The sequence below is a fragment of the Arcicella sp. GW822-FHT02H01 genome (assembly GCF_058802005.1).
In genome coordinates this window covers 828,522-840,509 of record NZ_JBXANT010000001.1, presented here as the reverse complement: position 1 = coordinate 840,509, position 11,988 = coordinate 828,522, and the positions used below count along the sequence as shown (strand labels likewise).

Here is an 11,988-nt window from a genome sequence, read left to right as displayed (position 1 = left end):
TAATTTCGTTATGTTAAGATTTTTTAAATTTAAATAGTTCATCCATCGCTTTGGGTACTAATTTCTGTAAGGTTCGCTCGTTCAAAGAGGTAATATAATGAATCGTCATTTGCTCTCTAAAAGATTTAACGCCTTTTGAATACTTATGGTCATGAATGATATAAGTAGGTTTAGCATTGATGGGGAAATACTCTAAGCCCGTACCCTCTTTAAACAAGCATAGTGTAGCTGTCAAGGTAGAGGCAATATGAGCAGGGAAAGAATCTAGTGTAAGGGCGCCGATTGATTCTTTCAGTACAGGAATCATTTGTAAAATGGATAATTTACCCACTGCATCAATAATTTTTCCAGGATGTTTTTTTTCGAGTTCAAGCATTAGCTTGCTAGAATACTCTGTAAGACCACATATCATAATTTGAACATCTGGTCTTTTTTCTAAGATATAATCGCTGATTGTTATCCAAAATGTATTCGAGAACATCCTGTTTTTAGTACCAGCTTCTGGAAAAATGATAAAATAATCTTTTTGGATGTCGAGTGTATTTTTCTCGTCAGCAGGCATTAATAAAATGGGTTCAATATTTTTACCCGTTTGTGCAATGCCTAAACTCCTTAAACTCTGAATCTGTTGATCAATCGAATGGAAGGGTGTAGGAAGCATATAATACTCTATATCTAGTAAACTACCCATTCCTCGTGTACCAAAGCCTATTTTCTGTTCAGCATTTAAAAATGGTAACAGTAAATTAGCATTATAACCAGAATACCTAAAGTCGAAAGAATGAGAATAATATAAATGTTTATGTTCAGCTAAAAATGTCTTAATATCATTTACATATAATTTGAATTTTGCAAAAATCGAAATAGGGCTTCTGTTAGTTCGATAATGATTAATAAAAAATACTTTGTCGTATAGAGGGTTATCTACAATTAAATTTTTACACCAACTTCCTGCTACTATGTGAATTTCAATATGTGGATGCTTATTTTTCAGCGCATTTATCATATAACTCATCATCAGCATATCGCCTAGGTGACCAAAATTAAAAAGTAAAATTTTGTTGGGTACAATATACTTATTATGTTTACTTTTTCGGAAAATAAAAACAAAGAAATCAACAAATAAGTCTAATACTCTTAGTCTTAGCTTAGTTGGTCTATTTCCACAATACTCTCTTTTTAGCATAATGTTTTATGAACAGGGGTTAGATTACTACCGAATAGTACTTATTTGTCCGAATTGATTAATTCTACTACTTTCCTAAAGGGCAATTGTAATGCTTTTCTTACTCTTTTATAGCGTTTTACTTTTGGCGGTTTAATATAAAAGCAAGGAATCTTGATATAATAATCATTAAAGTTTTCTTTTAATTTATTGGCATAGTCTTTAAAAAGAGGAACGATGTCTGGTCTTTTTTCAAAAGTTGAACGATCCTGATATTTTGAAACGCTATCGGGTTTACTTAATTGATAACCACTATAATGGAAAAAGATTAAAGGCTCGTTGTTACTAAAGAAATAGTCTCCATTTTTAGTAATTTGCCTCTCGTGAAGATTCCAATAAGCAACATTATAGCCAGGGTGTTTTTCAATCAATACAGCATTTTTATAATAAATAGGAACGAAATTTATCCAGAGTTGGTCTACAAACAAGCCATTGCACAAATCTATTCTACAATCATTTTTAAGGCGCTCTTTCCACCAGTCAATCATCTCCAAACTTTCCTTGCTTCTAGCAACACCAATAAAGCCTAAATTATAAATACCCGTGTTTAGATGTGCAATTTCTTTAGTATCATAATCATCGAGAATCGGCGATGTGATGTGTGGAGTAACTACAATGCTTTTTGTTTGTAAGCTTTCTGTTAATTTACTTAATTTTTGATAAACTATAATATCAGGGTCAAAGTAAATAACATTATTGATATCTTTTCTATGTTTGAAAAAGTAGTCAAAGTAAAAAGGCTTAACGGCAGTATTAAGTTCAGTAATGTCATAATTTTCGCACATAGCGTCTAAACAATCAATACCAATTTTATTAATCTCTAGCAGCTGAAAAGGAGGAGTTTTTTCAGTATCTAAGCTTACCTGATCAAGCCTATCCACTAATCCAATTACATATTCTATATCAGGGTTAGTTTTTTGTAGAGACTGCCCTAATGTTTGGGCTTGTGCAAGATAATTTATGGAACAAATTGTAAAGGCTAGCGTCATAGTTATTTCAAAATTTAAGCTACTACTATAGTAATAAAGTTTAGAGATAATTTAAATGCAAGGATAAGTGTGTTTTTTGAGGAATAAACTTAATTTTTCTAATATTTTATCACAAATAGCATTTTAATGCTATTCAAAAAGATAATATTTTCGAAAATAAAGTTACGACTTTATCATTAAACAGACTTAAAATATCTTTAAGATGGTTAATAAAATAACTTAAAACCAATCTTCGGGCTTATTTTTTGTTTCAATTCTTTGCTCTAAACTATCGGGCAGTTTCTCGAAAAAATCAATACCAGTTAATACTTCAATGGAATCAATGCTTACAGCAAACGATTTAATAGATTTTTCAGAGCCTTCGTTTGGAATGACAAAGGCGATAGCTTTTTCGTTTTCGGGGTCATAAACTATTTTATAAAAATGTGTAGGCACAGCTACTAAATTAGTTCTACCAATTGTTTTAAGCCCTTTTTTCAACACAGGCCCCGTGATGATAATCAATTCATTTCTATGAATAACCCACTGACGAATTTTGCTTTCTAAATTACTCCAAATTCCTCGATTAAAATCGGGGGTTTGTGGGGACATGTTCGACATATAGAAAGTTTCGTCTTCCAATGCCTTATCATATTTAAAATCTGCCGCAGGACATAAGTGTCCACGGTCGTAGCCAGAACGTGAATAATCACGCGTATGTGCCGAACCTGTTTCAACGAGGGGGTCTTCTATAAACTCATTAGAACGCGTAGCGTTGCCAGCCACAGCGTCTTTAATCAAACGATGCAAAACCCATGAAGCTTGTTCATATTCTTCACGATAATTTAAAATAAAGGCTGTATGACGAACAATCTCTTGATTGAGTTTTGAAGAAGGAATATAATCGTCTAAACTACCGCCATCACTATTTTGTGGCTTACTTTTATTATCGCCAAAAAGCTTGTCTTTGATGGTTTCTAATACAGAGCTTTCAATTTTATCTTCTATTTTTTTAGATAAATTATCTGTAATTCCGCCAGCCTCTTTGTCTGTTTCCTCCTCATTATCCTCCTGTTTGGTTTTTTCTTTTTCAGATGACTTTTTCTGAGTGGTGATTTTCTCAAAATCTTTTTGTATTGATTGTAGGGGTGCTGGCTTTCCTAGGTAATACAGAACAATGCCAAGTAGGAGTAGGAAAAAAAGAAATTTGATTTTGCCCATGATTTTAGGTCTGGTTAAGCACCGTTTTAGATTATTAATAGAGAAGCTGTTTAAACTTTCCCTTTCGGGTTAAACTAAGTCTTTTAGAATAGCTTGTTCCAAAATTTACTCAACGTAGCGATGCTATGCTTCGCAAATTTTGAAAAAATCAATTCAAAAATACAATACTTTCACCTCAGAAACGGAAAGTTTAAACAGCTTCAGATTTTTGAAAACGCTCAAATGAAATTTACCATTACATTTTTAGTAATTTTGTTTTTCAAGGAAGTACACAAAGGTGGCTTCGATAAGAATCAATGTCAAAAAAAAATATAATAGTGATTGGGGCTGGTGCCGCTGGTTATTTCGGTGCAATCTCGGCCGCTGAAAGTAATCCTGATGCGAAAATAACACTTTTAGAAAAAAATAGGACTGTTTTAAATAAAGTTCGTATCTCTGGTGGTGGGCGTTGTAATGTTACACACGCTTGTTTTGATAATAAACAGCTCGCTAAGTTTTATCCAAGAGGAGGGAACTTTCTGAAAAATTTGTTTAGTCAGTTTAATGCCAAAAATACTGTTGAATGGTTTGAAAAACAGGGTGTTACACTAAAGACAGAACCAGATGGTAGGATGTTTCCCGATACTGATAGTTCTGAAACAATTGCTAGTTGCTTAGAAGATAAAGCTAAAAAGGTAGGTGTAAAAGTAATGACCTCTACAGGTGTTAAAGCTATATTAACCAATGAAAAAACAGTCACAGGCGTTGAATTGCTTAGTGGCGAAACATTGCCTTGCGAGGCGCTATTGATAACTACTGGTGGAAATCCACAAAAAACTGCTTACCAATGGCTAGCTGATTTAGGTCATCAAATTATCGAACCTGTTCCTTCCTTATTTACGTTCAATGTTCCAGATTCTCTTTTTACCGAGCTGTCAGGTGTAAGTGTTCAGCATGCTTCTGTAAGAATTGCAGGAAAAAAGATGCAACAAGAAGGTGCTTTATTGATTACCCATTGGGGTTTTTCAGGACCAGCCATTTTAAAACTTTCGGCATGGGGGGCTAGAGAATTAGCCGAAGCAAATTATGATTTTACGGCACTTATTAATTGGAATCCTGAGTTTTCAGAGAACCAAATGAGAGAAAACTTTTTATTGCAAAAAAAGATAAGTCCTAAGAAAATTATTCAGTCGAACCCACAGTTCTCAATACCCTCACGGCTTTGGAAAAAACTTTGTGAGCTTTCCGATATTGATGAAACCCTTCGTTGGATAGATATTGCTAATAAATCAACCAATAAATTAATTGAATACTTGCTGAATTGTCCTCAGAAGGTGAAAGGGAAAACTACTTTCAAAGAAGAGTTTGTTACTTGTGGAGGAATAAGTTTAGCCGAAATTAATCAGCAGACGATGGAAAGTAAGTACATCAAAAACCTGTTTTTTGCAGGAGAAGTCTTGGATATTGATGCCGTAACAGGAGGCTTTAATTTTCAGGCTGCGTGGACGACGGGCTATGTAGCAGGCAAAAATATGTAGGTAAATCGTAAAAGAATAAACAGTTATTTCAACATCAGTTAATTTATACCAATGAAGCTGTTTAAATTTTCCGTTTCTTAGGTGAAAGTATTGTATTTTTGAATTGATTTTTTCAAAATTTGGGAAGCATAGCATCGCTACGTTGAATAAATTTTGGAACAAGCTATTCTAAAAGACTTAGTTTAACCCGAAAGGGAAAGTTTAAACAGCTTCAATATGTATTATCAACAAATAGTAAAAACCACTGAATTTATTCAGCAACAAGTACCTGATTTTAATCCTGATTTTGGTATTATTCTTGGCACAGGTTTAGGGGCTTTGGTGAACGAGATAGACATCATAAAGAGTATTAACTATGCGGATATTCCACATTTTCCTGTATCAACGGTTGAGTTTCACCAAGGCAAACTGATTTTTGGTAAAATCGGCACGAAGCATGTCATTTGTATGCAAGGACGCTTTCATTTTTATGAGGGCTATTCTATGAAAGAAGTGACTTTCCCTGTGCGAGTAATGCAACAATTAGGGGTACGCCAGCTAATCGTTTCAAATGCTTCAGGAGGAATGAATCCCGCTTTCAAAGTTGGCGACTTGATGATTATCCAAGACCATATCAGTTTGTTCATGCCTGAAAACCCACTGACAGGCAAACACATTTCAACCTTTGGTGACCGTTTCCCCGATATGTGCGACCCGTATGATTTATCTTTAATCAACAAAGCTGAAGCTATTGCACAATCATTGAATATACCAGTACAAAAGGGAGTTTATGTGATGGCTTCTGGTCCACAATTAGAAACCAGAGCAGAATATAAATTATTGAGAATGTTAGGCGCTGATGCTGTGGGGATGTCTACCGTTCCTGAAATAATTGTGGCACATCAAATGGGTATAAAATGTTTTGGGATGTCTATCATTACCGATATGGGGATTCCTGAAACCTTACAAAAAGCAAGTTTGGAGAAAATTATTGCTGCTGCTAGTAAATCAGAACCGATGATGACGAAGATAATCAGTGCGTTAATCAAAGAATCCTAAAACTAAATCCGTGTTCTGTGGCACACAGAACACGGATTTAGTTTAAAAGTCATGCCATGAATAATGGAATATTTCCGACCTTTTCTATTAGCTGGTGACTTAAGTCCTACTGATTACCCACATCTTTTAAAAAGTTGAAATGTAAATATTATTATTGATCAAATTAGCTTAAATGTACATAAATAGTCTTTAAAACCAGGCGTTAAAGCCCTCATCTCTATCGAGGGACTTAAGTCCCTCGATAGAGATAATCATCTGATTATTAACAATTTACAAACTTATGGGTAATCAGTAGGACTTAAGTCACCAACTAATAGAAAAGACGATATTTTCATTTTCAGATAGCCTCTATTACATCTCTAATTCATCTAAAAATAACTGATAAGCCCCTTTCAATTCTTTCAAAGCTTTTTCATTTCCCAGTTTCTGGGATAATGCGATACCATCAGTATAAATCTTTTCTGCTAAATCCGTTTCTCCAAATTCCGAGAACAAAGCCCCTGCATGATAATAAGTAGGAAGATAGTCTGGATGATTTTTCAAGAGAAACAAATAAATATTACCTGCTTCAGTAGCATCTGATTTCAACAATTCAGTTGCCAACGCATAGTGATTAAAAGGGTTTTCGGGTTCTTCTTCCAGAAACTGTTTTAGTAAAGCTAATCTGTTAAATGACATTTGATAAAATATTTATAAATAATAGTATGCTTGCATACTATTATTAAAACTTTTCGTTATTATTGTGCTGAAATAAGGAATACTACAAATTAAACCTTTAAAAGTTAAATTTATCATGTAATTCTTGAAACAAAACTCAAAAGATTAACAAAATAAACGATATACAATGAAAATTTTAGTTTGTGTAACAAGTGTACCCGACACCACAGCGAAAATTTCGTTCACGGACGGAGATACAAAATTCAATAAAGCGGGCGTAACCTATATTACTGGACCCTATGACGATTATGCACTTTCGCGTGCAGTAGAATTAAAAGAACAACATGGTGGTACTGTAACTGTGCTAAATGTGGGTGAAGCTGATGCTGAGCCTGTAATTCGTAAATGTTTGGCAATTGGTGCTGATGATGCTATTCGTGTGAACAGCGAGGCAACAGATTCTTATTTTGTAGCAAGCCAAATTGCTAGTATTGCTGCTCAGGAAAAATACGATTTAATTTTGATGGGACGTGAATCAATCGATTTCAATAGTGGTGTAGTGCATGGATTGGTAGCAGAAATGTTAGGAATTCCTTCTTTATCACCTGTGATGAAACTGGATATTGAAGGTACTACTGCAAAAATCACCCGTGAAATAGAAGGAGGAAAAGAAGATTTAGAAGCTAGCTTGCCCTTAGTATTAGGTTGTCAAGAACCTATTGCAGAATGGAAGATTCCGAACATGAGAGGTATTATGACGGCAAGAACAAAACCTTTGAAAGTAGTAGAGCCAGTAGGCGAAGGCTTAACAAGTACAGATAAATATCAATTACCTGCACCCAAAGGAGCTTGCAAAATGATTCCAGCCGAAAATGCTGAAGAACTTATCACGCTATTAAAAACTGAAGCAAAGGTACTTTAAGCAATGTTATGCTTAGTGAATTTATCTTCATATCATTAAAATCTGAAATAAAATGTCTGTTTTAATATTCACAGAATTAGATAATGGAGCGATAAAAAAATCTTCGCTCGAAGCCGTTTTTTATGGCTCAGAACTTGCTAAGTTACAAGGTACTTCTGCTACGGTGTTGGCCATTGGCGAAGCATCTGAAAGCGAACTAGCGAAGGCAGGTAACTTTGGTGCAAGCAAAGTACTTCATGCCAATGATGCTCGTTTAGCGGTTTCAAATATTCAAGCTTATGCCTCTGTGTTGACTGAGGCCGTTAATACTGAAGGTGCTGATATTGTTGTGCTAGCAAAATCATCGTTGGGAGATGCCGTTGCTGCTAGGGTAGCAGGCAAATTAAAGGCATCAATCGTTTCTAATGTAACGGCGTTGCCCAATTTAGCGAATGGTTTTGTGGTAACTAGAAGCATTTATACAGGTAAGGCTTTTGCTAGTGTGTCACTGAAAAGTGAAAAAAAAATCATAGCAATTAAGAAAAATGCAGTGAGTCCTGTTGAAACGGATGCTTTGGCTACCGTAGAAGTATTTGCACCAGCATTAAATGATGGCGATTTTGGTGTAAAACTAATTGAAACTCATAAAGCATCAAGCACTATTTCCTTACCAGAGGCCGACTTAGTAGTATCTGCTGGACGTGGATTGAAAGGCCCAGAAAACTGGGGTATTGTTGAAGACTTAGCGAATGCTTTAGGGGCAGCAACGGCTTGTTCAAAACCTGTTTCTGATTTAGACTGGCGTCCTCACCATGAGCACGTTGGACAGACGGGTATCAAGGTTTCTCCTAATTTGTACATTGCTGCTGGTATATCAGGAGCTATTCAACATTTGGCAGGAGTTAATTCATCAAAAGTAATTGTGGTGATTAATAAAGACCCAGAAGCTCCTTTCTTTAAAGCAGCAGATTATGGTATCGTAGGAGATGTTTTTGATATTTTACCGAGACTGACCAAAGCCGTTTTAGCATCAAAATAAGTAACTTTACAAGGATTATTTAAAAGACCTGTGAAATTTAAATGTCACAGGTCTTTTATTTTGAATGAATATCCAGAAAACTTTTTTAAATTTATCGGGGTTTATATCTTTGTTACTTGCTAATGAAAACCCCAATTATTAAAAGCATATATTTGTAAAGTGGAAAAAATAAAATTAGAAATATTAGGATTGTCTCCTAGTTCATCTCAAACGGGTTCGTTCGCATTGATATTAGGAGAAGAGTTTGGTCCCAGAAGGTTACCTATCATCATTGGCATGTTTGAGGCCCAAGCAATTGCCATTGAAATTGAGAAAATCGAGCCTAACCGCCCGATGACTCATGATTTATTCAAAGCGTTTGCTCGTACTTTTCATTATTCTGTGAGTGAAATTTCAATAACCGACATCAAAGAAGGTGTCTTTTTCGCTAGAATTCATTGTACTGACGGGATTAAAGATACTTATATTGATGCGCGTCCATCGGATGCCATCGCTATTGCTTTACGTTTTAATGTACCGATTTATACCTTTGAAAATGTATTGTCGGAAGCAGGTATTTCTACCAACGAATCGTCGAAAGACCCTTTAATTGATGATATTGAACCAGAAATTAAGCCTAAAAAGACTTTTGGAGAGATTTTGAAAGAAAATCCAGTGGAACAGCTTAATAAAATGTTGCAAGAAGCCCTTGCTAACGAAGAATATGAAAAGGCTGCGAAAATTCGTGACGAACTAGATAAAAGAAATTAAACAAAGGATTCTAAAAAAAGCCATCTGAAAACCTCAGATGGCTTTTTGTTAAAAAGCGTTAATTGGCTTTCATTGCGATATAAAAATCGTAAATTTGTTTGTAATCTTTGCCTCAAGATGATATGGCTAAAATAAAGAAATTAGGAAGTACGCCGAATGTAATGGTCGTTATTAGCTTAACAATCGCACTTTTCTTAATCGGAATGTGTGGTTTGTTAACGCTGAATGCTCGTAAATTGGCCGAATTGGTAAAACAAAACGTAGAGTTACAAGTATATTTAGATGACGATTTAACTACCAGCAAACTTGATTCAATCTACAAATTGTTGACAAAAAAAGAGTTTGTTCTGCTGAAAGATAATTCTCCTCAAATCAATTTTATTTCTAAAGAAGTAGCAGCTAAACAATTTATTGAGGAATCTGGCGAAGATTATAGAAAACTATTAGGCGATAATAATCCTCTTCATAACCTATATGCTGTAAAAATTAAACAAGAGTATTTTAATGATGTCAAATTAAAAGAAATTAAAACAGCACTAGAAATAATTCCTGGCGTTCATGAAGTAGCGTATGTTGAAAATTTTGTAGAAGAGGTAAATAAAAATATTTCAAAAATATACCTCGTACTTTCAGTTTTTGTGATGTTGTTGCTGTTGATTATCATCATTTTAGTCAACAATACTATTAAACTATCATTGTATTCTCAGCGATTTTTAATCAGAAGTATGCAATTAGTAGGAGCAACAAATGGTTTTATTCGCAAACCATTTATCATAAAAGGAGCTTTGCAAGGGCTTACTAGTGGATTAGTGGCAAGCTCATTGCTTATTTTGCTTCAACAACTAGCTGTTCGTAAAGTAGAAGGACTGGTACTGTTGCAGGAAATGGATAAAATGATTTATTTATTCTTGGGTATCTTGATTATTGGAACGTTGATGGGTATCCTAAGCACATTCCAATCTGTTGAAAGATATTTACGATTATCATTAGACGAGCTATATTAAGGATTAAAAAAATACAAAATCAACTTTCATTTGAAATTCAAAATAAAAATATAAAATGACTAATAAAGATAAACTCCCTTTTGGAAAAACAAACTACTTAATCATGTTGCTAGGAATAGCCATTATCCTTATCGGATTTTTTATCATGAGCCAAGATAAAGAAGAATTCGGCTTTGGGTTTTTAGGTTTAACACTAGGGCCAATTATTGTATTGGCAGGTTTTACGATTGAATTTTTTGCTATTTTAAGAAAATCGTAGTTAAGAAAGATTTATATATAAAAACGCTCTTTAACCAATAAGTTAAAGAGCGTTTTTTATATTTCCTTAGCAATGCTTCTTAATTAATATTCATCATTTTTAAACAAACAGGATTAGGTACCGAAATCTCTTTACCTGTTGATGTTAGGGTTCCTTTCAAAGGGTCGCGCTCAAAAATGGTAATATTATCACTATCCTGATTGGCAATTAAAACAAATTTACCTGTAGGCTCAATGATAAAATTTCTAGGTTTTTTACCTAAAACAGATTGATTCGTGATATAAGTAAGTGTACCTGTTTTAGGGTCTATCGCATAAATAGCAATGCTATCATGGATTCTGTTAGACCCGTATAGAAACTTGCCGTCAGGCGAAATATGAATATCTGCACACGATTTCCCCCCCGTATAATCTGCTGGTAAGGTTGAAATAGTTTGAAAAGCCTTGAGATCTCCCTTTTGATAGTTAAAGCCTGTTATCTCTCCGCTTAACTCTTGTATCACATAAGCAAACTTTTTGTTCGGATGGAAAGTAAAATGTCTTGGTCCAGTTCCATCCTGTACTTTTGTAAAAGGAGGGTTTCCAGCAGTTAGTTTTCCCGTAGTATTGTCTAATTGGTATGTGACAATTTTATCAGTTCCCAAATCTGGTACAAATACGTCTATATTATTAGGAGCAATATTAATAGAATGCACATGGGGCTTTTCTTGTCTGGTTTCATTCACTCCTTTCCCTTCATGTTGTATCGTCTGAATGGCAGTGCCTACACCACCGTTACTTTCTACAGGCAAAACACTTAGGCTACCAGCCCCATAATTCCCCACAATTACCCATTTTCCTGTCTTATCAACAGCCACATGGCAAGGTCCTGAACCATTAGCTGACTGAGTACTCAATTGATTTAATACGCCTTTTGCTTTATCAAACTCAAAAGCATATACCGCACCACCGTTGTTAAATTCGCCTACTGAATATACATATTTTTGATTGGGAGAGATAGCTAAAAAAGCAGGATTTTTCAAGCCTTTTGCAATACTGATAGCTTGGTAATTTCCTGTTTCACTGTTGAATTTATAGACGTAAATTCCTTCGCTTTTTCCTGAGGTATAAGTACCTACCAATAAATAAAATTCTTTGGGTGCTATGGGTTTAGATATTTTAGTAGCAAAAGCAAAGGATTGAAATAGTACAAGCAGTACGAATAAAAACTTAGTGCTGATTTTCATGGAGAGAAGATTTAGGATGACTAATGATAATTTTTGAAAAGATAAGTATTTTTTGTTTTTTACTTATAGAGTATTGTAGGGATTAATTTTTACTCAATTCTGATAAATTATGTTTCAAGATGGCGTCCTGCTAGGATAGTGGGGTGTTTTTTCTACAAATTTTCGAGATAATCTTTGGTACAAT

Annotated in this window: 12 protein-coding genes; 7 read left to right on the top strand and 5 right to left on the bottom strand. The window is 34.5% G+C overall.

The genetic code is table 11. The features are described from left to right. Positions 1-13 precede the first annotated feature (13 nt). From AC1RNE_RS03610 to AC1RNE_RS03600, 3 genes are all read right to left on the bottom strand, one after another. Positions 14-1,186 carry a glycosyltransferase family 9 protein gene (locus AC1RNE_RS03610; RefSeq protein ID WP_492799671.1) on the bottom strand — a complete coding sequence of 391 codons (1,173 nt, stop codon included), beginning with the start codon at positions 1,184-1,186 and terminating at the stop codon, positions 14-16. A gap of 41 nt (positions 1,187-1,227) precedes the next feature. Next, positions 1,228-2,214: a glycosyl transferase gene (locus AC1RNE_RS03605; RefSeq protein WP_492799670.1), complete on the bottom strand. Its 987-nt coding sequence runs from the start codon at positions 2,212-2,214 to the stop codon at positions 1,228-1,230. A gap of 219 nt (positions 2,215-2,433) precedes the next feature. Continuing rightward, complete coding sequence (locus AC1RNE_RS03600) at positions 2,434-3,414, bottom strand: DNA/RNA non-specific endonuclease (protein WP_492799669.1); 981 nt, start codon at positions 3,412-3,414, stop codon at positions 2,434-2,436. A gap of 296 nt (positions 3,415-3,710) precedes the next feature. Between AC1RNE_RS03600 and AC1RNE_RS03595 the strand changes: the two genes are divergently transcribed. Then, on the top strand, positions 3,711-4,931 hold the full coding sequence (locus tag AC1RNE_RS03595) for a BaiN/RdsA family NAD(P)/FAD-dependent oxidoreductase (RefSeq protein ID WP_492799668.1): 1,221 nt from the start codon (positions 3,711-3,713) through the stop codon (positions 4,929-4,931). Between the two features lie 216 nt (positions 4,932-5,147). Further along, a complete protein-coding gene (locus tag AC1RNE_RS03590) occupies positions 5,148-5,969 on the top strand; it encodes a purine-nucleoside phosphorylase (protein WP_492799667.1) in 822 nt (273 codons plus the stop codon). 351 nt (positions 5,970-6,320) lie between these two features. Here the strand turns inward: AC1RNE_RS03590 and AC1RNE_RS03585 are convergent, their stop codons facing one another. Next, positions 6,321-6,647: a tetratricopeptide repeat protein gene (locus AC1RNE_RS03585; RefSeq protein WP_492799666.1), complete on the bottom strand. Its 327-nt coding sequence runs from the start codon at positions 6,645-6,647 to the stop codon at positions 6,321-6,323. Between the two features lie 166 nt (positions 6,648-6,813). On the opposite strand from AC1RNE_RS03585, the gene AC1RNE_RS03580 reads away from it, so the two are divergent. The 5 genes from AC1RNE_RS03580 to AC1RNE_RS03560 all read left to right on the top strand — a co-directional run bounded on the left by AC1RNE_RS03580 (position 6,814) and on the right by AC1RNE_RS03560 (position 10,579). Beyond that, a complete protein-coding gene (locus AC1RNE_RS03580; protein WP_309918950.1) occupies positions 6,814-7,548 on the top strand; it encodes an electron transfer flavoprotein subunit beta/FixA family protein in 735 nt (244 codons plus the stop codon). A gap of 52 nt (positions 7,549-7,600) precedes the next feature. Continuing rightward, positions 7,601-8,566 carry an electron transfer flavoprotein subunit alpha/FixB family protein gene (locus AC1RNE_RS03575; RefSeq protein ID WP_492799665.1) on the top strand — a complete coding sequence of 322 codons (966 nt, stop codon included), beginning with the start codon at positions 7,601-7,603 and terminating at the stop codon, positions 8,564-8,566. 159 nt (positions 8,567-8,725) lie between these two features. Next, the gene (locus tag AC1RNE_RS03570) at positions 8,726-9,316 is read left to right on the top strand and encodes a bifunctional nuclease domain-containing protein (protein ID WP_309918956.1); all 591 of its coding nucleotides are present in this window, start codon (positions 8,726-8,728) and stop codon (positions 9,314-9,316) included. A 122-nt stretch (positions 9,317-9,438) separates the two neighbouring features. After that, on the top strand, positions 9,439-10,320 hold the full coding sequence (locus AC1RNE_RS03565; protein ID WP_492799664.1) for a cell division protein FtsX: 882 nt from the start codon (positions 9,439-9,441) through the stop codon (positions 10,318-10,320). A 55-nt stretch (positions 10,321-10,375) separates the two neighbouring features. Then, positions 10,376-10,579 (top strand): DUF3098 domain-containing protein, encoded by a 204-nt coding sequence (locus AC1RNE_RS03560; protein WP_492799663.1) that lies wholly within the window; start codon positions 10,376-10,378, stop codon positions 10,577-10,579. Between the two features lie 79 nt (positions 10,580-10,658). Here the strand turns inward: AC1RNE_RS03560 and AC1RNE_RS03555 are convergent, their stop codons facing one another. Further along, on the bottom strand, positions 10,659-11,804 hold the full coding sequence (locus AC1RNE_RS03555; RefSeq protein ID WP_492799662.1) for a lactonase family protein: 1,146 nt from the start codon (positions 11,802-11,804) through the stop codon (positions 10,659-10,661). Between the last annotated feature and the right edge of the window lie 184 nt (positions 11,805-11,988).

Coding starts and splice junctions, on each gene's coding strand:
- AC1RNE_RS03580 (WP_309918950.1), top strand. CDS start 6,814: ATGAAAATTTTAGTTTGTGTAACAAGTGTACCCGACACCACAGCGAAA.
- AC1RNE_RS03610 (WP_492799671.1), bottom strand. CDS start 1,186: ATGCTAAAAAGAGAGTATTGTGGAAATAGACCAACTAAGCTAAGACTA.
- AC1RNE_RS03555 (WP_492799662.1), bottom strand. CDS start 11,804: ATGAAAATCAGCACTAAGTTTTTATTCGTACTGCTTGTACTATTTCAA.
- AC1RNE_RS03605 (WP_492799670.1), bottom strand. CDS start 2,214: ATGACGCTAGCCTTTACAATTTGTTCCATAAATTATCTTGCACAAGCC.
- AC1RNE_RS03575 (WP_492799665.1), top strand. CDS start 7,601: ATGTCTGTTTTAATATTCACAGAATTAGATAATGGAGCGATAAAAAAA.
- AC1RNE_RS03585 (WP_492799666.1), bottom strand. CDS start 6,647: ATGTCATTTAACAGATTAGCTTTACTAAAACAGTTTCTGGAAGAAGAA.
- AC1RNE_RS03600 (WP_492799669.1), bottom strand. CDS start 3,414: ATGGGCAAAATCAAATTTCTTTTTTTCCTACTCCTACTTGGCATTGTT.
- AC1RNE_RS03560 (WP_492799663.1), top strand. CDS start 10,376: ATGACTAATAAAGATAAACTCCCTTTTGGAAAAACAAACTACTTAATC.
- AC1RNE_RS03595 (WP_492799668.1), top strand. CDS start 3,711: ATGTCAAAAAAAAATATAATAGTGATTGGGGCTGGTGCCGCTGGTTAT.
- AC1RNE_RS03590 (WP_492799667.1), top strand. CDS start 5,148: ATGTATTATCAACAAATAGTAAAAACCACTGAATTTATTCAGCAACAA.
- AC1RNE_RS03565 (WP_492799664.1), top strand. CDS start 9,439: ATGGCTAAAATAAAGAAATTAGGAAGTACGCCGAATGTAATGGTCGTT.